Annotated in this window: 28 protein-coding genes and 2 pseudogenes; 19 read left to right on the top strand and 11 right to left on the bottom strand. The window is 61.5% G+C overall.

Annotated elements, in window-relative coordinates; all coding sequences use genetic code 11:
* The first annotated feature begins 71 nt into the window (after positions 1-71).
* From MB818_RS14265 to MB818_RS14225, 9 genes are read left to right on the top strand one after another with little or no spacing between them, the layout of a single operon-like run.
* Positions 72-461 carry a FlgB family protein gene (locus tag MB818_RS14265; protein ID WP_238905517.1) on the top strand — a complete coding sequence of 130 codons (390 nt, stop codon included), beginning with the start codon at positions 72-74 and terminating at the stop codon, positions 459-461.
* A gap of 11 nt (positions 462-472) precedes the next feature.
* Complete coding sequence (gene flgC, locus MB818_RS14260; protein WP_234139986.1) at positions 473-865, top strand: flagellar basal body rod protein FlgC; 393 nt, start codon at positions 473-475, stop codon at positions 863-865.
* Positions 866-877: 12 nt separating this feature from the next.
* A complete protein-coding gene (fliE, locus tag MB818_RS14255) occupies positions 878-1168 on the top strand; it encodes a flagellar hook-basal body complex protein FliE (protein WP_238905516.1) in 291 nt (96 codons plus the stop codon).
* Between the two features lie 3 nt (positions 1169-1171).
* Entirely contained in the window at positions 1172-1444 is a 273-nt protein-coding gene (locus MB818_RS14250) for a flagellar biosynthetic protein FliQ (protein WP_234139988.1), read from the top strand.
* Entirely contained in the window at positions 1444-2157 is a 714-nt protein-coding gene (locus tag MB818_RS14245; protein ID WP_238905515.1) for a flagellar hook-basal body complex protein, read from the top strand. Before MB818_RS14250 ends, MB818_RS14245 begins: the two co-directional genes overlap by 1 nt.
* A 22-nt stretch (positions 2158-2179) precedes the next feature.
* On the top strand, positions 2180-2965 hold the full coding sequence (gene flgG, locus MB818_RS14240) for a flagellar basal-body rod protein FlgG (protein WP_234139990.1): 786 nt from the start codon (positions 2180-2182) through the stop codon (positions 2963-2965).
* Complete coding sequence (gene flgA / locus MB818_RS14235) at positions 2965-3381, top strand: flagellar basal body P-ring formation chaperone FlgA (protein WP_234144643.1); 417 nt, start codon at positions 2965-2967, stop codon at positions 3379-3381. Before flgG ends, flgA begins: the two co-directional genes overlap by 1 nt.
* A complete protein-coding gene (flgH, locus tag MB818_RS14230) occupies positions 3378-4118 on the top strand; it encodes a flagellar basal body L-ring protein FlgH (RefSeq protein WP_234144644.1) in 741 nt (246 codons plus the stop codon). Before flgA ends, flgH begins: the two co-directional genes overlap by 4 nt.
* 8 nt (positions 4119-4126) lie before the next feature.
* Complete coding sequence (locus MB818_RS14225; protein ID WP_234165303.1) at positions 4127-4663, top strand: flagellar basal body-associated protein FliL; 537 nt, start codon at positions 4127-4129, stop codon at positions 4661-4663.
* 92 nt (positions 4664-4755) lie between these two features.
* On the opposite strand, the gene MB818_RS14220 is transcribed toward MB818_RS14225, so the two are convergent.
* The 6 genes from MB818_RS14220 to MB818_RS14195 form a co-directional block, all read right to left on the bottom strand.
* Positions 4756-5169: a hypothetical protein gene (locus tag MB818_RS14220; RefSeq protein ID WP_238905514.1), complete on the bottom strand. Its 414-nt coding sequence runs from the start codon at positions 5167-5169 to the stop codon at positions 4756-4758.
* On the bottom strand, positions 5163-6251 hold the full coding sequence (gene flhB, locus MB818_RS14215) for a flagellar type III secretion system protein FlhB (RefSeq protein ID WP_238905513.1): 1089 nt from the start codon (positions 6249-6251) through the stop codon (positions 5163-5165). Before flhB ends, MB818_RS14220 begins: the two co-directional genes overlap by 7 nt.
* Complete coding sequence (locus MB818_RS14210) at positions 6248-7021, bottom strand: flagellar biosynthetic protein FliR (RefSeq protein WP_238905510.1); 774 nt, start codon at positions 7019-7021, stop codon at positions 6248-6250. The genes flhB and MB818_RS14210 overlap by 4 nt, the downstream gene beginning before the upstream one ends.
* Positions 7018-9045 carry a flagellar biosynthesis protein FlhA gene (flhA, locus tag MB818_RS14205; RefSeq protein WP_235790002.1) on the bottom strand — a complete coding sequence of 676 codons (2028 nt, stop codon included), beginning with the start codon at positions 9043-9045 and terminating at the stop codon, positions 7018-7020. The genes MB818_RS14210 and flhA overlap by 4 nt, the downstream gene beginning before the upstream one ends.
* Positions 9046-9114: 69 nt before the next feature.
* On the bottom strand, positions 9115-9813 hold the full coding sequence (locus tag MB818_RS14200; protein WP_234139998.1) for a lytic transglycosylase domain-containing protein: 699 nt from the start codon (positions 9811-9813) through the stop codon (positions 9115-9117).
* Positions 9814-9865: 52 nt separating this feature from the next.
* A complete protein-coding gene (locus tag MB818_RS14195) occupies positions 9866-10504 on the bottom strand; it encodes a TetR/AcrR family transcriptional regulator (protein ID WP_234139999.1) in 639 nt (212 codons plus the stop codon).
* A gap of 105 nt (positions 10505-10609) precedes the next feature.
* Here MB818_RS14195 and MB818_RS14190 point away from each other — a divergent pair, with 105 nt between their 5' ends.
* Genes MB818_RS14190 through MB818_RS14175 form a run of 4 tightly spaced genes read left to right on the top strand, consistent with a single transcriptional unit; the run spans position 10610 to position 16942 of the window.
* Positions 10610-12178, top strand: a complete 1569-nt coding sequence (locus tag MB818_RS14190; RefSeq protein WP_238905508.1) for a trimethylamine methyltransferase family protein — start codon at positions 10610-10612, stop codon at positions 12176-12178.
* A 9-nt stretch (positions 12179-12187) separates the two neighbouring features.
* The gene (locus MB818_RS14185) at positions 12188-14233 is read left to right on the top strand and encodes an NADH:flavin oxidoreductase (protein WP_234217081.1); all 2046 of its coding nucleotides are present in this window, start codon (positions 12188-12190) and stop codon (positions 14231-14233) included.
* Position 14234: 1 nt separating this feature from the next.
* Positions 14235-14966 carry an NAD(P)-binding domain-containing protein gene (locus tag MB818_RS14180; protein ID WP_238905506.1) on the top strand — a complete coding sequence of 244 codons (732 nt, stop codon included), beginning with the start codon at positions 14235-14237 and terminating at the stop codon, positions 14964-14966.
* Entirely contained in the window at positions 14963-16942 is a 1980-nt protein-coding gene (locus tag MB818_RS14175; protein ID WP_238905504.1) for an oxidoreductase, read from the top strand. The genes MB818_RS14180 and MB818_RS14175 overlap by 4 nt, the downstream gene beginning before the upstream one ends.
* On the opposite strand, the gene MB818_RS14170 is transcribed toward MB818_RS14175, so the two are convergent.
* Complete coding sequence (locus tag MB818_RS14170; protein WP_234140014.1) at positions 16939-19377, bottom strand: PAS domain-containing hybrid sensor histidine kinase/response regulator; 2439 nt, start codon at positions 19375-19377, stop codon at positions 16939-16941. The two genes, MB818_RS14175 and MB818_RS14170, sit on opposite strands and share 4 nt — an antisense overlap.
* An 88-nt stretch (positions 19378-19465) precedes the next feature.
* On the bottom strand, positions 19466-19948 hold the full coding sequence (locus MB818_RS14165; RefSeq protein ID WP_234140004.1) for a putative pterin-binding protein: 483 nt from the start codon (positions 19946-19948) through the stop codon (positions 19466-19468).
* Between the two features lie 333 nt (positions 19949-20281).
* On the opposite strand from MB818_RS14165, the gene MB818_RS14160 reads away from it, so the two are divergent.
* Positions 20282-20896, top strand: a complete 615-nt coding sequence (locus MB818_RS14160; protein ID WP_234140005.1) for a response regulator transcription factor — start codon at positions 20282-20284, stop codon at positions 20894-20896.
* A 15-nt stretch (positions 20897-20911) separates the two neighbouring features.
* Here MB818_RS14160 and lptF read toward each other — a convergent pair whose 3' ends face one another.
* Together lptF and MB818_RS14150 are read right to left on the bottom strand one after the other, a co-directional pair.
* Positions 20912-22039 carry an LPS export ABC transporter permease LptF gene (lptF, locus tag MB818_RS14155; RefSeq protein WP_234140006.1) on the bottom strand — a complete coding sequence of 376 codons (1128 nt, stop codon included), beginning with the start codon at positions 22037-22039 and terminating at the stop codon, positions 20912-20914.
* Between the two features lie 94 nt (positions 22040-22133).
* Entirely contained in the window at positions 22134-22370 is a 237-nt protein-coding gene (locus MB818_RS14150; RefSeq protein ID WP_234140007.1) for a LysR substrate-binding domain-containing protein, read from the bottom strand.
* Between the two features lie 39 nt (positions 22371-22409).
* Between MB818_RS14150 and MB818_RS14145 the strand changes: the two are divergent.
* Together MB818_RS14145 and MB818_RS14140 are read left to right on the top strand one after the other, a co-directional pair.
* Positions 22410-22634, top strand: a pseudogene (locus MB818_RS14145) (transposase); the annotation flags it as partial.
* A pseudogene (locus MB818_RS14140) lies at positions 22622-22902 on the top strand (phage terminase large subunit family protein); the annotation flags it as partial. The pseudogenes MB818_RS14145 and MB818_RS14140, both read left to right, overlap by 13 nt.
* Positions 22903-22986: 84 nt before the next feature.
* Here the strand turns inward: MB818_RS14140 and MB818_RS14135 are convergent.
* Entirely contained in the window at positions 22987-23289 is a 303-nt protein-coding gene (locus MB818_RS14135; protein ID WP_234167717.1) for an SH3 domain-containing protein, read from the bottom strand.
* A 243-nt stretch (positions 23290-23532) separates the two neighbouring features.
* On the opposite strand from MB818_RS14135, the gene MB818_RS14130 reads away from it, so the two are divergent.
* The 3 genes from MB818_RS14130 to MB818_RS14120 are packed head-to-tail and all read left to right on the top strand — an operon-like array spanning position 23533 to position 25378.
* On the top strand, positions 23533-24699 hold the full coding sequence (locus tag MB818_RS14130) for an exonuclease domain-containing protein (protein ID WP_238905501.1): 1167 nt from the start codon (positions 23533-23535) through the stop codon (positions 24697-24699).
* Positions 24677-25057 carry a hypothetical protein gene (locus MB818_RS14125; protein ID WP_234140010.1) on the top strand — a complete coding sequence of 127 codons (381 nt, stop codon included), beginning with the start codon at positions 24677-24679 and terminating at the stop codon, positions 25055-25057. The genes MB818_RS14130 and MB818_RS14125 overlap by 23 nt, the downstream gene beginning before the upstream one ends.
* A 39-nt stretch (positions 25058-25096) precedes the next feature.
* Complete coding sequence (locus tag MB818_RS14120) at positions 25097-25378, top strand: helix-turn-helix domain-containing protein (protein WP_238905499.1); 282 nt, start codon at positions 25097-25099, stop codon at positions 25376-25378.
* Positions 25379-25519: the final 141 nt, after the last annotated feature.

Genomic DNA, 25519 nt, shown 5'->3' with positions numbered 1-25519 from the left:
ATTTCCTGAAAACGGTTTCTAAACGAATCGGGGTTAAGCCTTGATTGAAATTGATCGAGGGAGAAGCCCCGATGTTCTCGGACTTGAACGTCTTTAAGATGGCGTACGCCATGGCAACGCATGCAGGCACACGGCAGGCCGTGATCGCCCAGAACATGGCGAATGCCGATACGCCCGGATACCGCGAACGCGATATCGCCCCCTTTGCTGAAACCTTTGCTCGCGAGAGCGCCGGGACCGCCATGCAGGCCCGTCGGGCGGGCCATCTGAATGGCACCGCGGCCTCGACCACCAGCTGGACACCTTTCGAAACCGACGGTCCGGGCGACCCGAACCGCAACAATGTCAGCGTCGAGGAGCAGATGCTCAAGGCGGTCGAGGTCAAGCGTCAGCATGACCGCGCGCTCGCGATCTACAAATCCTCGATGAACATACTGCGCGTCGGCCTGGGTCGTGGGTGAAGGAGGCTGAGATGAGCGAATTTTCCAAATCCCTCTCTGTGACCGCCAGCGCGCTGCGTGCCCAGGCCACCCGCCTGCGCCACGTGTCCGAGAATATCTCGAACGCCGACACGCCGGGCTATCGCCGCAAGACGGTCCCGTTCGAGGTAGAGCGCGGCCGTGACGACGGGGTCGAGCGCGTCACCACCGGCCGGGTCAAACTCGACCGGCGGCAATTGCCCGACATCTTTGACCCCTCGCACCCGCTGGCCGACGAGACCGGCCACTACAAGGGGTCGAATGTCGACCTGATGATCGAGATCGCCGACGCCCGCGAGGCGCAGCGCAGCTACGAGGCGAATCTCAAGCTTTTCGACCAGGCGCGGCAGATGTCCGCAAGCCTGATGGAACTTCTCCGCAAATAAAGGACAGCCAGAATGGATATCCGCAGCCTCTCCGCAGCCCAGGCCTATGCCTCGGCCCGCCCCGCCACCCAGGCGGACCCCAAGGACGACAGCGTCGCCCTGGGCCTGCGCGGCACCTTCCAGGATTTTGCCGCCACCCTGCAGCACAGCGAAGACCTGGCCCAATCGGCGATGATCGGCAAGGCCGACCCGCATGCGCTGGTGCAGGCGTTGGCGCAGTCGGAACTGGCGGTCGAAACCGCCGTCACCGTTCGCAACAAGGTGGTCGAGGCCTATCAGGAAATCCTTCGGATGCCGGTCTGAGCCATGATGAGCGAAGGCCTGTTCTATGACACGGTCCGACAGGGGCTGTGGATCGCGGTAATCACCTCGGTTCCGATCCTGTCGGTGGCGTTGATCGCCGGTCTGGCAGTGGGTCTGTTCCAGGCCCTGACCTCGATCCAGGAAATGACGCTGACCTTTGTGCCGAAATTGGCCGCCATCGTGATCGTGTTCTGGATCTCGATGGGCTTCATGACCCAGACGCTGATCAACTATTTCACCACAACCCTCATTCCGCTGATATCGGGAGGTGTCTGATGGAAACGCCCAGCTATGCCATCCTGTCGCGACAATCCGGGCTTTTGAACGAAACCCGCGTCGTGGCCAACAATATCGCCAATGCCGCCACCTCGGGCTATCGCCAGCAGGGGTTGGTGTTTTCCGAATTCGTGCGCGGCGGGCTTGGAACCTCGTCGCTGTCCATGGCGCGCGGTCAGGTGCGCAACACCTCGCAGGAACAAGGGGTGCTGACCCAGACCGGCGGTGCTTTCGATCTGGCCATCGACGGCGAGGGGTTCTTCATGCTCGAGACCCCGGGCGGCGAACGGCTGACCCGCGCTGGCAGCTTTACCCCGAACGCTCAGGGCGATCTGGTCAATGTCGATGGTTATCGGCTGATGGATGCCAATGGCGCACCCGTCTTTGTGCCCCCGGATATCGACGGTGTCCGTATCGGCCCCGATGGCACGATCAGCGGCGGCGGGCGCTTGCTGGGTCAGATCGGCCTGTTCAAGCCAATCGACCCGCATGGGCTGATCCGAGAGGGCGGCGTGTTCTTCCGCGCCGATGACGGCACTGAACCGATCGAAGGCGCCAGCATCATGCAAGGGTTCCTCGAAGGATCAAATGTCAATGCAATCGACCAGGTCGCCCGGCTGGTCGAAGTGCAGCGCGCCTATGAGCTGGGCCAGAGCTTCCTCCAGTCCGAAGACGAACGCATCCGCAACGCCGTGAACAGCCTGCTGCGCTGATCCCAAACCAAGGAGCCCCAGAATGCGCGCCCTGAAAATCGCCGCCACCGGCATGTCCGCCCAGCAGATGCGGGTCGAGACGATCTCGAACAACCTCGCCAACATGAACACCACCGGCTACAATGCCCGTCGTGCCGAGTTTGCCGACCTGCATTACCAGCAGATCGCGCGTGCCGGAACGGTGAACGCCGCCGACGGCACCGTATTGCCGACCGGCGTGCAGCTTGGCCTGGGGGTCCGCCCGGCAGCAGTGACGGTTCATCTGGAACAGGGCGCGTTGTCGGCCACCGGCAACGATCTGGACCTGGCCATCGAGGGACGCGGCTATTTCGAGGTGACGCTGCCCTCGGGCCAGTCGGCCTTTACCCGCGACGGGTCGCTGAAACGCTCTGCCGAGGGGCTGATCGTCACCTCGGACGGGTTGTCGGTGGCCCCCGAGATCACCATTCCCAGCGATGCGCGGTCGATCTCGATCAACGCCTCGGGCGAGGTCTATGCCTATTTCGACGATGCAGCCGAGGGCCAGTTGCTGGGCCAGGTCACGCTGGCCGGTTTCACCAATGCCAAAGGGCTGGAGGCGATCGGCAGCAACCTGTTCAAGGAAACCGAGGCCTCGGGCGCGCCGATCACCGGCAATCCGGGCGAGGACGGGCTGGGCACCCTGCGTCAGGGATATCTGGAGGACAGTTCGGTCGACGCGGTGCGCGAGGTGACCGAACTGATCGAGGCGCAGCGCGGATATGAGATGAACGCCAAGGTCATCTCGGCGGTGGACCAGATGATGAGCGCCACCACGCAGGTACGCTGATGCGGTATCTTGGCCCGATCCTTGCCCTTGTCCTGGCGCAGACGGCAGCAGCCGAGGTGCTGGTGCCCACCCGCACCATCCGCGCCAAGGAGATCATCGGCGCCGAGGATCTGATGCTGAAATCAGCCGTCGTCCCCGGCAGCTATACCGACCCCGACGAGGTGGTCGGGCAAGAGGCACGCGTCGCGCTCTATCCCGGGCGGCCGATCCGGTACGACGATGTTGGCCCTCCCGCCATCGTCGACCGCAATGATCTGGTGACGCTCTTTTTCGACAATGGCCCGCTGGTCATCACCACCGAAGGTCGCGCGCTGGGTCGCGGTGCGGCTGGAGATGTCATCCGGGTGATGAACCTGACGTCCCGCACCACCGTTTCCGGCCAGATTCGGCCCAATGGCTCCATCGAGGTAAAATGATGCAGAAATGTCCCTCCCCCAAAACCCTGATTGCCGCGCTGGTGGTGCTGTCGGCCTGTGGCCGCGCCGATCACCTGGGCAAGGCGCCCAGCTTTACCCCGAACACCGAGTCGCCCGAGCACGTGGCCATGCTCTGGCCCGGCCTGCCGCTGCACACACAGCCGCAACGCTCGGTCGATCGCGCGTCGCTGTGGAGCGGCGGCCAGAACTCGCTGCTGGGCGATCAGCGGGCGATGAAGAAGGGTGACATTCTGACCGTGGTCATCGAAATCGACGAAAAGGCCGAGATCTCGAACGACACCAACCGGTCGCGTTCGGGTTCGGAAAGCCTGGGCGTGCCGCATCTTCTGGGCCTGCCGCAGCGGATCGATGAAAAACTGCCCGATGGCGCGTCGATGAGCAACGCGGTCGCAGTCGATTCCTCCAGCGCCTCGGGCGGCAAGGGATCGGTGAAGCGCAAGGAAAAGCTGACCCTGCGGGTGGCCGCGACCGTGGTCGACGTGCTGCCCAACGGCGTCCTGTCGATCACCGGTTCGCAAGAGCTGCGGGTGAATTTCGAACTGCGCGAGCTTCTGGTTTCTGGCTATGTGCGGCCCGAGGATATCTCGCGCCAGAATGAGATCACATATGACAAGATCGCCTCGGCGCGAGTGTCTTATGGTGGTCGCGGCCAGATCACCGATGTGCAGCAACCGCGCTATGGCCAGCAGGTGCTGGACATGGTCCTGCCGTTCTGAGGCCGGCCATGTTGGGTAAATTGCTTCCGGTTCTGTTCCTTGTTGTGGGCCTTGGTGCCGGGGTGGGCGCCGGGGTGTTCCTTGGCCCGAAACCGGCGCAGGACAGCGCCCATGCGAGCGATCAGGCCAGTGACCATGGCGAAGAGAAACCGTCCAAGGCCAAACCTGCCGATTCCGCCAAATCGAAACCGTCCGAGGATCACGGCGCCGAGGATTTAGGCAACGAATACGTCAAGATGAACAAACCCTTTGTGGTGCCGCTGGTGCACAAGGACCAGATCAGCGGCCTGGCCACGGTGTCGCTCAGCCTCGAGGTCCAGCCGGGTTTCAGCGAGAATTTCTACGCCAAGGAACCCAAGCTGCGCGACGGCTTCCTTCAGGTCCTGTTCGACCATGCCAATATCGGCGGTTTCGACGGTGCCTTCACCCGCCCCGGCAATCTCGACCCGCTGCGCGTCGCCTTGCTTGAATCGGCGCAAAAGGCCTTTGGCGACAACATCGTCAGCGTGCTGATCGTCGATATCGCCCGTCAGGATTCGTATTGAGCGGTGCCCAAACCGCCAACCTTTTCCCCGACCGGCAGCCAAAGCCCCGCCGACTGGCGGGGCATTTCTGCGTCTGTACCGGTTAAACGGGCCTAACGCTGCGCGGCGTCACGGGTGAGCGCATCAAGCTGCGTCTTGCGACGGGCCTTTGCCCGGGCCGTTTTGTCGTCCTGCGCGATCTGCGCGATGGCCTGCTTGCGGCCAAAGGCGCGTTTCAGATCATCCATCATCGACAACCGTTTCGCGCGCGCGCGCGCCAGATCGGAGTTCAGCTGGCGGCGAGTCCGGCTCTCCCAGCTTTGCCACAGGATGTCGGCGCCGACCGAGCGATAGCCATGATCTCCCGATCCTTCGGCACGGGTGCGGACGACCTGGTCATCAAGCCGGGCGATCTGCGCGGCGATGCGCGCCTCTTCCTCCAGCACGGCCCGGATACGCTCGTATTCGCGCAGATAGAGCGCCTCTCCCACCCCGGTCATTTGATCCAGTATCGACTGCCTCACCATGCCCTCCCCTTGGCCCGTTTGCGCATCGCCTCGGCAAAACGGATCGCGGCTGCGACCGGGCGATAATGCTCCTCGGAAATCTCCTGCCCGATCTCGACACCGGCATGCAGGGCTCGCGCGGTGGGCGGATCGGAGTGGATTGGCACCCCGGCCTCGGCCGCGCTGCGGCGGATCGCGGCGGCAACCTCGTCGACCCCTTTGGCCACGCAGACCGGCGCCGCGCCGTGCAGGCGCGACCATTTCAGGGCAACCGCGTAATGGGTCGGGTTCACAATCACCACATCGGCGCCCGGCACATCGGCCAGCATCTGGTTCATCGCGATTTCCTGCCCCTTCTGGCGCCGCTTCTGCTTCATATGCGGATCGCCCTCGGCATCCTTGGTCTCGTCCATCAGCTCCTTGCGGGACATCATGTTCTTGCGAATGTGTTCGGCATGCTGCCACAGATAGTCGATGGCCCCGATCACCAGCGCCACCGTCGCAACCAGGAACATGAACCGCATCAACAGCCGCGCCATCAGCAGCACCGACTGGCGCGCCTCCATCCCAGCGGACGAGACGATGTCGGACAGGTTCAGCTTGATGAAGAAGCCCAGACAGACCGAATAGAGCAGCAATTTGACAAAGCTCTTGGCAAATTCGAACAGGCCGCCTCGTCCGAACTTGTTTTTGGCGTTCTGCAGGATCGAAATGCGCGAGATCTTGGGCACCAGCTTGCTGGGCGCCATGACAAAGGCGCGCTGGGCCACAACCGACAGGATCACCGCCGCTGCCGGGACCAGGAACCAGGGCAGGATCGCCGCCCCCACCGTTCCCATCAGCCCGCCGACCGGCCCACCAGCACGCCCCTCGAAGACAAGGCGCGACAGGCCATCCGCCTGGCCGATCAACACCGTCAGCGCGGTGCCCAGCTTGGTCACGCTCGCCGCGCCCAGCGCTGACAGTGCCAGCAACAAACCGGCATAAGCCGCCACCACCGACAGGTCGGCGGATTTGGCAACCTCTCCCTTTTCCCGCGCTTTCTGGAGCTTTTGCGGGGTCGGATCGAATGACTTGTCGCTGTCGTCGTCCTGTCCGCTCATGGGCGTGCCCCAATCGGATCCTGAAAGAAGCTCCACAGCGCATCGAGCCAGACCGACAGCAAAAGCGGTGTGCCGACAAGAAGCAGCGCCATACCACCAAGTGTGATCACGGGCGCCCCGACAAAGGCGACCATAAGCTGTGGCATCGCCCGGTTGATGGCCCCCAGCGTCAGGTTATAGATCAGAGAGGCGATTACAAACGGCGCCGCCAGCCCGAAGGCCAGCGCGAACATGCGTCCGACCTGGGCGACACCCCATTGGCTCAGATCGCCGGGATGGGGCAGTTCGCCGATCGGAAAGATCGAGTAGGAGTGGATCAGGAATTCGGCCACCCGTACATGCAGGCCCGACATCACCGCCAGCGCCAGCCCGCCCATCATCAGCAGATGGCCCATGGCGGGCGTCGGCTCGGCCACTGCATTGCCCAGAAGCTGCGACAGCGATGTGGCCTGCGCCGCGATCATACCCGCCACCTGCAGTGCAATTGCAAACAGCCGGATGCCCAGCCCCATGACCAGCCCAGCCAATACCTCGGTTCCGGCAAGGGCGGTGAATTGCAGGACATTTGTGACCTCGGGGGCAGCCGGCGCAGCCGGGGCCACGATCACGGCAAAGGCGGTGGCGACCCCAAGGCGGACCCGCATCGGAATCGATTGTTCGCCCAAGGCGGGCAGAACCGAAACCAGGGTCGAGACCCGCAGAAACACGGCAAAGACCTGCCACAGCTCGCCCGAGATCAGCGCCAGCAACTCGGGCGGCAGCGCGATCATGCGGGCACCTGTCCCACCAGCGCCGGGCGCGCTTCCATCCCGATTTCCTCGAAGGAGAGGACCGGGTTCGAAATGCCGCGCGCCCGCAGGATGGTGCGCAGGAAACGGCGGCGGCGGGTCGAAGTCACCAGCGCCGCGAATATCCCCTGCCCCGCCGTCTGCGACAGGCGTTTAGCAACGCCATCGGCCAGCTTGTTGAAAAGGTCGGGCGGAAGCGCGATATCGAGGCCACCGCCGGCACCATCGACCTGATAGGTGGCAAAGGCATCCTCCCATTCCGGCGCCAGCTGTACCAGCGGGATCGACCCGTCGGCGCGTTTCATCTCGGCCACCAGTTGAAAGCCCAGCCGCTGGCGGACATGTTCACAGATCGCCTCGGGCTGGGTGGTGGCCAGTCGCGCCTCGGCCACCGCTTCGAGGATCAGGGGCATGTTTCGGATCGACACGCGTTCCTCGAGCAGCAGGCGCAGAACGGCGTGCAACGTGTCGATCGGCACCTTTTCAGGGATCAGTTCGTCCAAGAGTTTCTGATTGGCCTCGGACCGGACAGGATCGGACAGTCGGGTCATCTCGGACAACAGGCGGCGCAGCGATTTCAGTGACAGCAGGCGAGCAAAGTTCTGTTTGATCACTTCCAGCAGATGGGTGGCCAATATCTCGGGCGGGCTGACAATGGTCGCGCCGGACAGCGCCGCCGCCTCCTGGTCCTTGGGCAGGATCCAGCGGGCGGGGGCGCCATAGACCGGCTCGGTCACGTCCTCGCCCGCGGGCAGCGCATCGGGATGGTCGGTCATCAACGCCAGCACCAGATCGGGATGCAGCACGCCGCGCACCTGCTCGACCCCCTGCACCTTGATCACATAGGTGCCTTGGGGCAGTTCGGCCTGATCGGTGAGGCGGATATCTGGCAGGATCAGCCCATAGATCGAAGCCACGTGAGTTCGCATATTGGCGATGCGCGCGTCCAGCCCGGTGCCCGGATCCAGCGCCATTCCCACCAGATCGGGGGCGAATTCCAGATGCACATCGTCAAGATCGAGGATATCGCCGATCCCCTGGCGTGCGACGGGTGTCTGTTCCTCGCTGATCCGGGCGGCGCTGTCAGCCTCTTGTTTCTGTTTCAGGCGCATCCGCCAGGCAGCATATCCCAGAACCGCCCCGCCCGAGATGAAGGGCAGGAACGGCAGTCCGGGCACCAGCGCGAACAGAACCATCAACAGCGCCACCGTGGCCAGTGCCGCCGGGTGCTTGCCCAGTTGCGCGAACAGCGCATTGTCGGTGGCGCCCTGGGTACCGCCGCGCGCCAGCAGCAGCGCCGAGGCGATCGAAATGATCACGGCCGGGATCTGCGATACCAGACCGTCGCCCACGGTGAGGATGGCATAGGTCTCGAACGCGGCGCTCATCGGCATGCCATGTACGATGACGCCCATGATCAGGCCCATGATCAGGTTCAGCAGGGTGATCAGCAGCCCGGCGATGGCATCGCCCTTGACGAATTTCGACGCACCGTCGAGCGAGCCGAAGAAGGTGGTTTCCTGCTGCTCCAACTCGCGTCTCGCCTTCGCCTCCTGATGGTCGATAGCGCCTGCCGACATGTCGCTGTCGATGGCCAGTTGCTTGCCCGGCATGCCATCGAGTGCAAAGCGTGCGCCAACTTCGGCCATGCGGGCGGCGCCCTTGGTGATCACCATGAAGTTGACGATCAGGAGAACGCCAAAGACCACCAAGCCCAGAAACACGCTGCCGCCCATCACGAACTGGGCAAACCCCTCGATCACGTCTCCGGCGGCGTTCGGGCCGGTATGACCCTGACCGATGATCAGCTTGGTCGAGGACACGTTCAGCGACAGCCGCAGCATCAGCGAGGCGAGCAGGATGGTCGGAAAGGCCGAGAAATCGAGCGGCCGCTCGATAAACAGGGTCAGCGTAAAGATCAGGATCGCCAGCGCAAACGAGGCAGCGAGGCCGATATCCAGAACCCAGGCCGGCATCGGCAGAATCATCATCACGATGATCGCCATCAGGGCAAGCGCCAGCAGAACCGTGGGGCTGAACAGCGTTTCGGTGGAAAGCTTGGGCACGGCGCGATCCTAGTTGAACGAAATGAAGGGGCGGGCGCCCGATCCGGTTGCAAACAGCGATCCCAGCCGGGCCGGGCCAGATGACGCATCCTGCCGGGCGAGCAAGGGTTGAGGCCCGCGAGAGCCAGACCCTTGCCTTGGTTCAGGCAGCGGCCCCTCACCCAGCGCCGCGCGGGTCCGGTCGAACCGCGAGGCATAGGCATCGGCCAGGGATTGCGTGCGCGAGTGATAAGCCCCCGCCGCCGCCGACCAGGACCCCAGTTCGCCGAACAGGTCGTTCAGGAAACGGGCGGCATAATCGGCGTTCCGCTCGGGGTCGAACATCTCCTCGATCGAAGAGAACCCCTGGCTGTGCCAGCGGTAATTGATCTGGAAACACCCCACGTCAAAGCTGCGGGCGCCGGATTTAAACCGCTCGAACACGAATTTGCGGGCGGCATATTCGGTTGGAAACCAATGCCCCGCCCCCTCCATATTGACTGTCCAGGGCCAGGGCGCCAACTGGCCGTCACTGCGGCGACCGGTCTCGACCCGCGTGATCGCACGCAGAACGTCGAGCGGGACTCCGTGGCGGCTGGCCGCACGGCGCGCGGCCTGGTCACAAAGGGACGACACGCCGGGATCGAGCTTTGCCAGGGCCGGTGCCGCCGCAAGCAGCGCGGTGAGCCACACGACCGCGGCCAAGCGGTAAATCAGTTTCAAGGGCATTCTGCCTGTCCGGGGATTCTTCCAGTTCCCCAGAGGCTATCGCCCGCCAAGTTTACATCTGGTTAGCAGCAGCCCGCCATTTGGCCGCGTGCCGCGACAGGAACCGGTCCACATCCGCCTGATCCGGAGTGACGCCGGTAAACACTTCGACATAATCGGGCATGTTGGCGATGCGGATATCGGGATGTTCCTCGATCTGCATCGAGATATAGCCGACCTGCGTATACATCACGGTCAGCGACCGTACCCGGGCCTGATTCTCTGGATAGCCAAAGCGCTGGAACATACCCGCCACCGCATCCTGACGGGCCTGATCGGCCCGGTCCAGTCGCAGTTGCAACGCGGGATCGTTGCGCGCCCAGTTGCGAATCGCCAGATCCAGACGCGCGTCGAACAGCCCGTCATCCAGCCAGCAGTCGAACAGGTTGAACATCGCCTCGACAATGCTTTCGGCAAATGCATTCACGCGGGCCACCAGATTACCGGTGTTCTTCTCTTCCCAGCGCTGGATCATCGCCTCCAGAAGGGCCTCGCGATCCTTGAAATACCAATAGAAGCCGGTGCGTGACACACCCAGCTTTTGCGCCAACGGCATGATCTTGACCGCCTCGACGCCGTTTTCGGTCAACAATTCATAGGCCGCGTCCAACCAGGCGCTTTCGGATCCGGTGTGTTTGGGTGCCAGTGACATGACCGATGAGGTAGCAGGATTGACACCTATGCACAAGTTTCTTGACACATGTGTCGAGTCGCGTTCAAGAATATCCATCCAACCCGATTTCGGCAGGTAGTTTACATGAGCGAACAGACATCCCCACGGACCCGTCGGTCCCGCCGCGCCTCTGGCAAGGCAGGCCGGTCCGCTGAACCTGGCCAGAACCTGCACCTGCGCGTGCCGTTCATCTCCCGACGCATTCCCGCGTATGATCTTTTGAGTGACGAGGCGCTCGAACGGATCGAGGCAACCGCCGACCGTATCCTGGCCGAGATCGGGATAGAACTGCGCGACGACGCCGAGGCGATGCGGCTCTACAAACAGGCCGGGGCCCAGGTCACCGAGCTGCGGGCCGATGCCTGGAATGTCAGGTTCGAGCCGGGGATGCTGCGCGAGATCCTGACAACCGCGCCTGCACGCTTCACCCAGCATGCACGCAACCCGGCCAACACGGTCGAAATCGGCGGCGACGCGATGGTGTTCGCACCTGCCTATGGCTCGCCCTTCGTTATGGATATGGACAATGGCCGCCGCTACGGCACCCTCCAGGATTTCCAGAACCTGATCAAGTTGGGCCAGTCCTCGCCCTGGCTGCACCATTCCGGCGGCACCATCTGCGAGCCCACGGACATCGCCGTGAACAAACGGCACCTCGACATGGTCTATTCGCACATGCGCTATTCCGATCGCGCCTTCCTGGGCTCGATCACCGCACCGGAACGGGCCGCCGACAGTATCGAGATGTGCCGCATTCTATTCGGCGCGGAGTTTGTCGACCAGAACTGCGTGATCATGGGCAACTTCAACACCACTTCGCCACTGGTGCTGGACGGTGTCACCACCGGAGGTATCCGCACCTATGCCGAGGCCGGGCAGGGTTCGATCCACCTGCCGTTCCTGCTGGGGGGTGCGGTATCGCCGCTGACAATGGCCGGAGCCGTCGCGCAATGCCTCGCCGAATCGATGGCATCCAGCGCGCTCACACAGCTGGTGCGCCCCGGTGCACCCGCGATCCTGGCGGGCTTCCTGTCGTCGATGAGCCTGCGCTCGGGCAGCCCAACCTTTGGCACGCCCGAACCGGCGCTGGGCTCGCTGGTAATGGGACAGCTGGCACGCCGCCTGAACATGCCGCTGCGCTGCGCCGGCAACTTCTCGACCTCCAAGGCGCCCGACGGGCAGGCCATGCAACAGGCGATGATGTCGATGATGTCGGCGGTTCAGGGCGGCGCCAACTACATCCTGCATTCCGCGGGATTCGTCGACGGTCTGCTCAGCATGTCCTATGAGAAATTCGTGATGGACACCGACATGTGCGGCGCGCTGCATTCCTACCTTGCCGGGATCGAGGTTAACGAGGATACGCTGGGCTTTGAGGCACTGGCGCAGAACGGGCCGGGCGAACACCTGTTCGGCACCGACCACACCCTGCGCCACTATGAAACCGCCTATTGGGACAGCGGCCTGAACGACGACCAGACCCACGAAACATGGTCGGAACAGGGCAGCGCCGACTATGCCCAGCGCGCCAATCAGCGGTGGAAGGATATCCTGAACACCTACGAGGCGCCGCCGATGGACGACGCCACCGACGAGGCGCTGCGCGATTTCATTGACCGCAAGAAAGCATCCATGCCCGACGCCTGGTATTGAGGACATATCATGAGCCGTGATCCGCTGCTGCAACCCTTTCAGCTGAAACACCTGACCCTGAAGAACCGGATCATGACCACCGCGCATGAACCGGCCTATCCCGAAGACGGCATGCCGAAACAGCGCTATGCGGCCTACCACGCCGAACGCGCGCGCGCGGGCGTGGCGCTGGCGATGACCGCCGGATCAGCGGCGGTATCGCGCGACAGCCCGCCGGTCTTCAACAACATCCTGGCCTACAAGGACGAGGTGGTGCCGTGGATCCGGCAACTGACCGATGCCTGCCACAACCATGGCTGCGCGGTGATGATCCAGCTGACCCATCTGGGCCGCCGCACCGGCTGGAACAAGGGCGAGTGGTTGCCCTCGGTCAGCTCGTCCCGGCACCGGGAACCGGCGCACCGCGCCTTTCCGAAACTGGCCGAGGACTGGGATATCGCCCGCATCATCTCGGATTTCGCCGACGCCGCCGAACGGATGAAAGAGGGTGGCATGGACGGGATCGAGTTGCAGGTTTATGGCCACCTGCTGGATCAGTTCTGGTCGCCGCTGACCAACGATCTGGACGGGCCTTATGGCGGGCAATCCCTTGAGAGCCGGATGAAGATGCCGCTGGACGTGCTGCGCGCCGTGCGGGCGCGGGTCGGCGATGATTTCATAGTCGGCCTGCGCTATACCGCCGACGAGGCGGCAGAGGGCGGCATCGGCCCCGAAGAGGGGATCGAAATCTCGAAACGGCTGGCAGATACGGGCATGGTCGATTTCCTGAACGTGATCCGGGGCCGCATCCACACCGATCCGGCGATGACCGACGTGATCCCGGTGCAGGGCATGAAAAGCGCCCCGCATCTGGATTTCGCGGGCGAGGTGAAGAAGGCGACAGGCATGCCGACCTTCCATGCCGCGCGTATCCCCGATGTGGCGACCGCGCGCCACGCGGTCGCCTCGGGGCTGCTGGACATGGTGGGCATGACCCGTGCGCATATGGCCGACCCCCATATCGTGCAGAAGATCGTCGAGGGGCGCGAGGACGACATTCGCCCCTGTGTCGGAGCCACCTATTGCCTCGACCGTATCTATCAGGCGGGCGAGGCGCTGTGCATCCACAACCCGGCCACCGGTCGCGAATTGACCATGCCGCACACGATTGCCCGCGCCGAAACGCCCAAACGCGTGGTTGTCGTTGGCGCCGGTCCAGCAGGGCTCGAGGCCGCCCGTGTCGCCGCCGAACGTGGCCACCATGTCACCGTGTTCGAGGCCCAGCCCGATCCCGGCGGCCAGGTCCGCCTGACCGCGCAGAACCCGCGCCGGCGCGAGATGATCGGGATCATCGACTGGCGCATGGCCCAATGCGCCGCCCGCGATGTCGAGTTCCGCTTCAACACCTGGGCCGAGGCGGCGGATGTAACCGCGCTGAACCCCGATGTGGTGATCATCGCCACCGGCGGTCTGCCCAATACCGAACTGTTTGAGACCGGACGTGAGAATAATCTGGTGGTCAGTGCCTGGGACCTGATCTCGGGCGATGTGAAACCGGCGCAGAATGTTCTGATCTATGACGAGAGCGGTGACCACCCGGCGCTGATGGCGGCCGAGGTCGCTGCCAATGCCGGTGCAAAGGTCGAGGTGATGACCCCAGACCGCATGTTCGCGCCCGACATCATGGGCATGAACCTGGTGCCGTATATGCGTGCACTTCAGGACAAGGATACCACCTTTACGGTGACCCGCCGCCTGTTGGACGTAACCCGCGACGGCAACCAGCTGCGCGCCAAGATCGGCACTGATTACAGCAGCTTCACCAGCGACAAGACCTATGATCAGGTGGTGGTCAACTATGGCACCATGCCGAATGCCGATCTCTATTTCGATCTCAAGCCTCTGTCCCGCAACGGGGGCGAGATCGACTATGACGCGCTGATCGCAGGCACCCCGCAGAGGGTCGAAACCAACAACGACGGCGCATTCCAGCTGTTCCGCATCGGCGACGCGGTCAGCGCCCGCAACACTCATGCGGCAATCTATGATGCGCTGAGGTTGGTGAAGGATATCTGACATGCGGATCGGGGTGCTCGGAACCGGAACCATCGCAACCGCCGTCGTGCACGGCCTCGCAGGCGACGGACATGCGATCACCGTGTCGGAACGCAACGCGGCCAATGCTCAGGCACTGGCCGCTGCCTATCCTGATGTCTCGGTCGCAGCCAATCAGGAAGTCGTGAACCAGAGCGATATCATCATCCTGGGTCTGATGGCCGAACAGGCGGTCGAGATCCTCGGCGCACTCACTTTCCGCGACGGACAACAAGTTATCACACTGATGGCCGGCGCCACGCTGGAGGAGGTGGACAGCATGGTCGCCCCCGCCCGCGCGGTGGCGATCATGATGCCCTTTCCGAGTATCGCACAGGGTGGTTCGGCCATCATGATGCAGGGTGACACCGATCTGATCGCTGCGCTCTTTGGTGCCCGTAACCGGATCTTCGCAGTCAGGGACGCCGCCGAGATGTCGGCCTATCTCTGCGCCCAGGCGGTGCTGTCACCAGTGACCCGGATGGTGCATGACGCGGCGGGCTGGCTGGGCGAACGCGTTTCGGAGCCTGAACAGGGCGAGGCATTTCTGCGCGCGCTGGTTTCCTCGAGTCTGGCCAATACAGATTGCGCCAGCCTGATCGCCGCACTCAACACGCCGGGCGGCTATAACCAGCGGCTACGGCTGCATATGGAGGATACCGGCATGGGCGAAAGCCTGCGCACGGGCCTCGACCACCTGGAGACCGGTGCATGAATTTCAAACATGTCTTTACCCCGGTTCAGCTGCGCCACAAACAGCTGAAGAACCGGATCGTGTTCGGTGCTCATACCACCAACATGGCCCGTGACGGTCTGCCGGGGGATCAGCACCTGGCCTATTACGAGGAACGCGCCATGGGCGGCGCCGCGATGATCGTGGTCGAGCCCATGCCCGTCCATGCCGCCGCCGTTCTGACACGCGGCAACTTCCGTCATTCCAGCGATGACGTGATCCCGCATTTCGCCCGCATCACCCAGGCCTGCAAAGCACATGGCACGGTGATGATCCAGCAGCTCTACCATGTCGGCGCCCATGGCGACTGGGACAATTCCTGGCATGCCAACTGGTCGCCCTCGGGCGGACCCAGCTATCACGACAACGATGGCAGCCACGCCATGACCGAAGGCGAGATCGAGGAGACCATTCAGGGTTTTGTCGATGCCGCGATCAGGTGCCAGAAATCCGGGTTTGACGGGGTCGAGGTCTGGGCCGCCTATCACTGCCTGCTTGACCAGTTCTGGACGCCGTTTTCCAACCAGCGCACCGACCGATGGGGCGGCTCTCTTGAAAACCGCACCCGGCTTTCGCGCGAGATCATGGCGCGCATCCGCGCCGCCTGCGGCCCTGATTTCATCATCGGCCTGTCGGTGAACGACGATTCAGACAAGCCCGTCTGCCTCAGCCATGACGAGATGGTCGAGATCGTGGCGCTGCACGACGCCCAAGGGCTGATGGATTATGTCACCGTCGGCGCGGGCAGCTATTTCGACTTCTACAAGCTTTTGCCCAGCTTTCAGTATGCCGAAAACCTCGGCGCCGATCTGGCCGAGCGGCTGAAACAGGCGAACCTGACCGCGCTGGTCACCGCCGAGGCCAATATCCGCACTCCCGACAACGCCAATACGGTGCTGGGAGCAGGGCGGGCCGATCTGGTGTCGATCGTGCGCGGCCAGATCGCTGACCCGCATCTGGTGGCCAAGGCCGAGCGCGGCGCACCCGAAGACATCCGTGGATGCCTCTCGTGCAACCAGCAATGCTGGGGCCGGCGCGGGCGCGATTACTATATCTCCTGCCTGGTGAACCCCTCGGCCGGGCATGAATACCTCTGGGGTGGCGACCGGTTCACGCACACGGAGACACCGAAAACCGTGCTGGTTGTGGGCGGCGGCCCTGCCGGGTTGGAATGTGCCCGTGTCGCCGCCGAACGCGGGCACCGGGTGATCCTGGCCGAGGCGGGCCCCGAATTGGGTGGGCAATTCCGCCTCGCCGGGATGCAACCGCGCCGGGCCCAGATCACCGACCTGATCGGCTGGTACGAACGGCAACTGCGCCAGCTTCAGGTCGAGATCCGCTATAACACCTATCTGGATGCCGAAGAGGTCGCCGCCATCGGTGCCGAACACGTGATACTGGCCACCGGCTCCGCCCCGCCGGAAACGGGGTTCCAAAAGGCGCTGCCGCATGTGGCCCGCTTGCCGGGGATCGAACGAGGGCAGGTCTGGTCCATCCAGGACGTGATGACCCGCGCCGCCCGGCTGGGGGATCATGTCGTTCTGCTGGACGAGGCAGGCAACTGGCGCGGTATCGGCACCGCCTGGCACCTGGCAGAAAAGGGGCACAAGGTCACCATCGTCACCCCAGACGCCATGGTCGGGCGCGAACTGGTGCGGTCCGCCACCGATTTCCCTGCCCGCGCCGCGCTGGCAGGTCTGGGCGTGCGCTTCGTCACCGAAAGCGCCCTGACGGAGTGGAGCGGCGCGGGCGCCGAAGTCCTATCGCTGCTGACCGGAGAGGCGGAGGTGATCGCCGCCGACAGCCTCGTTCTGGCCACCGCCAACACCCCAGAAATCAGCTTGTCGCAAGATTTGCAGACCATGCGGATCGAAGCCACCAGCATTGGCGACGCCGCGGCCCCCCGGCTTGCCGCCGCCGCGATCCACGAAGGCCGCAAGACCGGTCTGGGGCTCTAACCGCCCGAGGCGACGACCCTGATAGCTGCCAGTTCGCTCTTGAGCCGACCCAGAACACCATCCATGCACGCGGCCCAGTCGCCCGGGCTTGCCGCTTCGATTTCTTGCAGAACTGCGTGCAGATCGATCTGGCCCAGAATCGCCGCTGATCCGGCCTGTTTATGAACATGCGCCTTGAGCGCATCTGTCAGATCACCACGGGCGAGATCATTGGAAATGGCGCTTAGTTCGTCGACCATCTCGACCAGATAGCGGCGATACTCTGCATCTCCGAACCGTTGGATGAAATCCTGAGCAATCGACGGTTCTGCAGCCGCTGCCTCCTCTGGCAACAAAAGCAGTGCGCTCATTTCTTTTTGCAACTGAGCCATCGAAATCGGCTTGGCCAGAAACCCGTCGAAACCGGCGTCAACGAATCTTTTCTTGTCCTGCTCTCGTACATGGGCCGTTATCGCGATGGCAGGTACATGTGTTGCCGGGTCCTCTTGCGCGCGGATCTCTCGCAAAGTCGCCAGCCCGTCCTTGCCCGGCATGCTGATATCGACCAGCAACAGATCGTAGTGAGTGCTTGTGGCAGCGGCGACACCGTCGAACCCGTCGCGCTCCAGCTTGACCTGACAACCGAACTCTTCCAGCATATCCAAAAGCAGCATCCTGTTGATGTCGTTATCCTCGACAACAAGCACCCGCTTTCCCGAAAGCGATCCAGTTTCCTCCTTCTCGTTCTCGCTTGCGTTTTCGACCGGTTCACCCGGCTCCAACGGGAGGCGGATAAGGAACAGGCTCCCCTCATGCTCTATACTCTCGACCTCAATCTCGCCCCCCAAGGCCCAGACTAGCCGCCGGGTGATGCTAAGTCCCAGTCCGGTGCCCGGGTTCTCTCGAGCGTACGCAGCGTCGATAGTAACGAATTCGTCGAAGATCCGATCTATATCCTCGGCGGGAATGCCCAGACCAGTGTCCGAGATGCGGAACTCGACCATGCGACCGTCGGCCAACCTTTCAACCTCAACCGAAATCTCGCCGTTTCGGGTAAACTTGATCGCGTTGCCCAGCAGGTTGACCAGCGCCTGCTGAAGCGCGAAGCGATTGCCCAAGACGATACCTGGGTCGTCGCCGATCACGTTCAAACGGAGCCGGTTGCCATGCTCCTCCGCTGCGGCATTCAAGCTCTCGGTCAGGCGCTGGACCATGGTCACAAGTGCAAACGGCTCTTTGGGGAACTCGATCATTCCCGACTCTAGCCGAGACAGTTCCAGCACGCGGTTGACCTGGCTCAGCAACAACTCCGCCGAGACCCGGATCGCGCGCAGCAGGCGCAGCTGCTTGGGCGACAGCTGGTCACGTTCCATCAGCTCCAAGGAACCGAGAACCCCGTTTAGTGGGGTTCGCATCTCGTGGCTCATCACCGTCAGAAGTTCTGCCTTGGCCTGAGCGCCCGCTTGCGCGATATCGCGGGCCTCGCGCAGCTCGTGCTCGGTCCTGAGCCGGGTTGTGATATCACGCAGGAACGAGACAAAAACGAGTTGGTCGCTGGTTTCGGCCAGCGAAATCGACAGCTCGACCGGAAAGACCTCCCCCGATTTCCGCATGCCCTCCAGGCGCAAATGTCCCCTGCCGACCACACGGCTGGTGCCATATTTGCGAAACCTCTGCATGCCTTCTTCATGCTGCGCGCGATAGTGGGGGGGGATGATAAGATCGGCCATCGGTTGACCCAGCGCCTCGCTACGGGAATAGCCAAACATGGCTTCGGCGCCACCGTTGAACTCGACAATAAGGCCGTCGGTATCCACCACCAAAACGGCATCCAGCGCTGATCTAACAGCGGCCTCGAAACGCGATTTGACCGCTTCCTTCTCCGCTGAGACAAGCTGGCCGCTGCGATAGAGACGCAGCAGGAGCAGCGCGAAAATCGAAAGTGCGACCAGCAATCCCAACACCGCCAGCGCCAAACGCCTGAGTGTCTCGGAAACTTTGACACGCTGGATATCTGCAGCACGGGCAGATGTGTTGACGATGGTCAGCGCCATGTCGCGCACCTCAGGAGACAACAGCTCCACCTTCGTCGCGAACTCTGGCAGACGAGTGACTAGCACGGGATCGGTCGCATCGACGATCTCCAGGCTGTCAGTCAGGAAATCCGCCAGCGTAGTCAGCTTGCTCCGCACCTGAGGAACCGCGCGTGCCGAACCGTACAATGCGCCGTGCAGCACGATCTGGCTGCGGCTGTAGAAGATATCGAACCTGGTTCGAAGCGCCGCCAGATCTGCCGGTTCCCCGCTCTGCGCCTTGAATGATGCACTTTGAAGACGCAACAACTCCACTTCGAGCTGAGACATGTTCCAACGGATGTCATCAGAGGCGGCGGTTGAAAGGCTGTCGAGGCGCACCATCGCTTCGCGCCCGAGCATCGCGGAATACGCAATCAGCATCAGCACGAGGGTAAGCCAGAAACCGGTTCTAAGCCGGCTATTTAACGATCTCATCAAACCTATCGCGATCTCGTCACCCCAGCGTCAGCTACCTTGGCACCTCCAGCCGGATCAGCTGCCAGATGCTTCGGGCATAGTATTCTTCGGTGTTATAGACAGGATTGTCATCATAGGGATACACGACCCACAAGGGGCCCTTTTCACGCACCGACATTTGTTTGCCATTATGCAGATAGGCCACTACTGGGCCAGGTATCGTAGCATCCGAGGTTGGGATTTGGATCAAGTAATCGTTGAGCGCGACAGCGGTGATCATACCGCTGGCAGCGCCCACATGATCAAGCAGGTCGCGCAGGGCCACACCGCGAAACTCCTGTACTCCTGTGGTCCAGATCGTTCTTGTACGTATTTCGCTGACAGGAAGCGCCTTCAGGTCACCAAGATCGAGACGCGTGACCGAACCATCGGAAGCGCTGATGACAAGCAACTCTTCACCTGCGTTGGCCACATGTCCGACGGGCGCAAGAAGCGTTCCAACCAACAACGACAGTGCAATTGCAAGTCTCCTCATCTTCGCCTCCAAAAAACCAATACCATTCGTCAATTTATGTCAGTCCCAGAACAAGAGGGCACAACACTTTGGGTTATCGAAATAGCCTTTAGTATAAGTCCGGAACACAATTGCGTTAGAAGTCATGGTTGGCGCCTTAACGTAGGGTCGTTAGCATTCTTACAGACAGCAAAACGGTTGAGCGCGACCTTTAGGTCCCTACCGGTCTTAGATCGGGAATCACGTTTTTCGCCCGCCCATCTGATGCGACATTTTCCAGCGCTCCACTCTGGCAGCGGCGCCAACCCGAGGCTAGAGTAGCGTCAATTCTAGTCCTTTGTATTTGGGAAACGCATGCGCATTCTTCTGGCCGACGATCATGCACTGGTTCGGGATACAATCTCGGCCTATCTTAAGTCAGAGGGTCAGGCCGAAGTTGTTACGGCACATGACTTCACCTCAGCAATGCAGTTACTCAGGGATGGCAAGCCATTCGACCTTGTTCTGCTCGATTTCAACATGCCTGGAATGAATGGCCTGGATGGGCTGCGCCAAACGGTCCGCCAGGCGCCCGAAACACCGGTTGCGCTGCTCAGTGGAACCGCGCCCAATCGGATCGCCCAAGATGCGGTCAACGCCGGGGCAGCGGGCTTCATTCCCAAGTCAATGGCAGCCAAGAGCCTGTTGAATGCCGTTCGTTTCATGGTAGCGGGCGAGGTATTTGTACCCAGCACCGTGTTGCAAGCACCTGAAGAATCCATGGGCGACAATATGACCGCCGCGCTAAGCCGGCGGGAGAAACAGGTTCTTAGCGGGCTGTGCCGCGGTATGCCCAACAAGGAGATCGCCCGCGAAATGAACTTGCAGGAGGTAACGATCAAGCTGCATGTCCGTACTTTGTGCAAGAAACTGAATGCCAAGAACCGGACACACGCCGCAATGATCGCCCGGGATGCGGGGTTCGAATAGGCCCGAAAACTTGATCTATGCGAGGTCTGCGGAGGGTCGCTGCCGCAATCGCAGCGGACGTCCGGCGATCATCAGAAACATGATCGACAAGCAAATGCCACCCAGGGCGGGCGCGTGCTGAACCCACCACAGGCCGGGGTGGGTCGCAACAAATGCGGTCGCGGTGCTCCGCATTCCCTCGAGCGCGATGAGGCCGGCAAAGGCTGCAATGAGCTGTGGCCAGAGGCCAAATCGGGAAAACGTGCCCAACATCAGCGTAGAAAAGCCGATCAGGGTGACAGCGACACTGACTCCGATCCAGGACAGGCGTTCTTGCAACTCTTCGGCTATCTCGCCTTGGGAATAAGTCTCACTCAATTCGCCGCCACTTAGCGCAGCGGCCAGCGCCAAAGTTGGCATGCCGCGAATGCCCTGCCGCCGTTCGATGTCCCGCTTGGCCAGCGCCGAAATGTCATAGGAGAAATCGCGGAACACAGTGGTCGAAAGGGTCTTGCGCCCGGTCTCCATCTGCAGGGCGGTGCCCTCGACCATCACCAGCGCGATCTGTTCGCCGCTACGGGCCAGATACGCCTTGGAGCTGGTATAAGTCACCACGCGCTCGGGCGCGCGCCGGTCCGACAGATAGACATCGTTCAGCGTGCCGTCGCGGTCAATCTTGCCGATGTAGACGGTCACACCCTTGACCGGGTGCATGAACTGCCCGTCATTGAGAAGTTGAGCGGTCATATCGCCGGCCACCTCGGCCTGACGCGCCTCGAGCCGCAACATGGCGGCGGGACGCAGATAAAGCGTGATCGTTGCCAGCATCGCCGCGCAGATCAGGCCGAACAGGATGACGGGACGGGCCAGCCGGAACGGGCTGCTGCCGGTTGCCAGCATAACGGTCATCTCGCTTTCGCGGTTCAGGCGGTTGGTGACATAGACCGTTGCGCAGAATGCCGCCATCGGCATCACGGTGCGCACCAGCGTCGGCAGGGTCAGCGCCGTGAACTCCAGCGCCACCATCGCCGTCTGCCCACTGCTGATCAGCCGGTCGAACAGGCTGACCGCCTTGCTGATCCAGAACACGCCGACCAGAACAAAGGCGAAGAAGCCGCACAGAACCAGAAGTTGGCGCAGGAAATATCCATCGAACTTTGACATGCAGGCTTTCGCGGGTTGGCCGGGCGTTCGTGGCACAATAAGCCATGGCTGCGGGATACGGAACCGTCGTTTTGTCAGCGTTCGCTGGTGGCGCCTAACCCGCTGACAGATCCCGCCACAAGCGGTTCAGTGTCGATTTTTCATTGTCGGTCTCTCGATAGAGCCACACCGATAATTGGGTCTGAAATGCGCTGCCGCTGGCCAAGGCCAGGCGCCCATCGGCCAACTCCTGGGCGCAGAGATGACGGGGCAGCCATCCCAAGCCGAACCCGTCGAGGATCATCGCCTTGACCGAATGGGCCAGTGGAGTATCCCCCTGAAAGTGGTCCACCAACTGGGATGGATTGTCCCTTAAACTGGAGGATCAGCGGTGGCTGGGAAACGAGAGAAGCCCGAAGATATTGTAGCGAAGCTTCGGCAAGTTGAAGTTCTGCAAGGCCAAGGCGCAACGGTGGGCGAGGCTGTCCGCCAGATCGGCATAACGCAGCAAACGTTCTATCGATGGCGCAAGCTCTATGGCGGGATGGGCAGATCGCAGCTTGCCCGACTGAAGGAGCTTGAGAAGGAGAACCAGCGGCTTCGGCGCGCTATGTCTTCCTCGATGAGGTTAATGCCTATCCCGCCTCATCGAGGAAGGGGATCCGGTCAACCTGACCGAAGCCCGTGCCACGACATTTGAGCACCGGCGCAAGGTGTTGATGGTCTCGACGCCCACGATCCGGAGGGTTTCCTGCATTGAGCGGGAGTTCGAGGCTTCCGACCAGCAGCGCCACTTTGTGCCCTGCCCGCATTGTGGGGCGATGCAGTGGCTGCAACTCGAGCGGTTGCGCTGGGCGAAGGGACGAGCGGTGGCGTGCGCCTATCAGCGCTACCCGCAGGTGACCACGGCCAAGGCTACCCAATGCGTGCCGGCTGACGTCCTGCCAGTCTTCCCCGAAGGCTTGCGGTCACAGTTTCCGAAGATACGCCCAGGATACATACCCCTTGAGCCCTCGTGCTTGTTCCAGCGATACGTTGCACCAGCGCGTGCCTCCGGTTTGCTCACATGTGTGAACGCGCAGCACGGTGCCGTTTGGCAGGCCGAGGATCACGCGGTACCCTGTTCCAGGGCCTGCGCGCATCTTGAGCATGTCATCCCCCTCGACACCAGAAACCTCGAACAGTCCGAGCGACGCAGCCGTTGCAGGGTTGGAACTCAGGAGAGTTCCGATAGAAACCGCCGCAAGTGCGACGAAAATGGCTTTGCGCATCGTCTTCTCCTGTAATCTGCCTAAATGAGGATCGTAGTTCGTCGGCCCGATGAAAGAAACACCGACAAAACGGCAGGGTTCGACTTCCAACAAGAAGCTGGGTGCCAAACCCCCTGAATTTCTTACGCCACCTCGAGCGGGGGCTCGATAGCATGCCGGGTTTGATTGTGGCGAACTGGGCGTAGAGCAAAATCCGGTGATGTCGGCTGTCCGCAGCGCCGTACGCCGCCTCCACCGTTAAAAATGGGTCAGACCATGAAAGCGACTCTCTCTGCTTCCGAGATACTGGACATTCTGCTCACAATGCCGACTCGTCCGACCAGTGAAACACCGCAAGACTGTCGCGGCATCTATGGGCTTGTCGATCACCACGGGGCCTTGCGTTACATCGGTGCGACAAAATCCGAAGGTGAGAGCCTCAACAAGCGCATCCACCACCGCCACCGAACCGGATCGGAAGACCACAGCCACTATTTTTCTCGAATGTACAACACTGGTCGGATGTTCCGATTGCGCAACGACGAAACGACGGCGGCAGATGGAAGGATCGCCAAGGTGCTGCGCAATGCCTTCATTGCGGAATATTGCGGCGCTGTTTGGGTGTCGTTGCCAGATATGGTCGATATCGCTGAACTGGAGGCGCAGGTGATTGCCTTGGCGCAGCCTGAAGTTGTCGCCTGGAACCGCAAAGGCATGGGAATCTACTCAGAACCGGTTGCATTGGTTGATAAAGTCATTGAGCGACTCAAACTCGGCCCTTTGGAGATTTCAGCGCTAGAACGCCAGAAAGAACGTTTTGATAGAAGTATGGCTGCAGCCCTTGGAAAATCTGAAACCATTCCGCCTTTGCCATCCGGGTCATTCCAGTTCTTTGCATTGGATGTGGAGACCGCGCACCACGATCGCGGCAGCATCTGCCAGATCGGTGTTGCCTGCGTGCGGTATGACAATAGTATCGAAACCTGGAAAACACTGGTCAATCCGAGGACACGCCATTGGGTATTCTCTGGGCTACACGGTATTGATGCCAAAATGGTGCAGGGCGCACCTACAATCGACACAGTTCTGAAGGTACTAGACCCCTTTTTGATGGGGCGTACCGTTTACCAGCACAGTGGTTTCGATCGCAGCGCGATCCGCGCAGCCTGTCTTGCGCTCGGCCGCGACGAGCCGGCTTGGTACTGGCAGAATAGTGTCAGTATTGCTCGTCACGCTTGGCCTGAACTGAAGGAAAACGGAGGCTTCGGGCTTGCTTCTTTGAAAAAACATCTTGGATTGAGTTTCGAGCATCACGATGCCGGCGAGGATGCGCGCGCAGCTGCACAGGTAGTGCTCATGGCAAAACGAAATCACGTAACCGAAGGAGGAAGAAATTTGTCAGAAAAAAATGGAAGCTCCGGTTCCTCCTGACCCGACGAATATTTTGCCCTGCGGTGTGGTTCCGGAGGCTGGCACAGTGATTGGGCGCAGCACGCTTACAAAGGCTAACCTCAAATACCACCACTTCTACCTTCGCGAGTTTCTGGCAAAGTTTCCCGAATCTGCGATCGGCGCCAGCAAGAGGGTCGATGGCCGTTCGCAGATGGTGACTGTCGAGTGGGGGCCGGGCGTTTCCAGCAAAACCGACATCTGCGAACGCCACAAGTTTTTCCGTGACCGCTCCAATACCCGAGCGTTCTTCGAGCGTACTGGCGCGCGTGCTGGTGACACCGTGGAAATAATCCGCGTCTCACCCGCAAATTACCGCGTTGGACTGCTTCGCGGCTGATCAACCATTCATTCGACAGACAGTACAAAAGGAGTTCACATGACTTCAAAGACGGACGTCGCCAGCCATCTTGAGATGGCAATCAAGCTTTCCGGAAAGACACAGCGCGAAATCGCAAACGAGGCGGGGTACAGTAATTCGAACATCATCTCGATGATGAAAAATGGAATTACAAAGATACCTGTCGAAAAGATCCCCGCACTTGCCGCGGCCACCGGTGTCGAGCCCGCGCCTTTCATCCGCCTGGCCCTGCAAGAGTGTATGCCAGAAACTTGGAAGGTTATTCACGCCAATCTCGAAGCCCTCAAGGAAGATATCTGAAACAAGAGCTTCGGCACAACCAAAGGACCTGTCTGACGTCAGCACCTACCGGACAGATTTAGGAGTTTGAGCGACGGAGGATTTCTGGTTCATCAAAGCCATTATGGAGCGAAGATGGACAAGAAATCCGGAACATCGAAA

Source organism: Ruegeria alba (genome assembly GCF_022321465.1).
GTDB lineage: Bacteria > Pseudomonadota > Alphaproteobacteria > Rhodobacterales > Rhodobacteraceae > Ruegeria_B > Ruegeria_B alba.
This window is presented reverse-complemented; position numbering and strand designations above follow the sequence as displayed.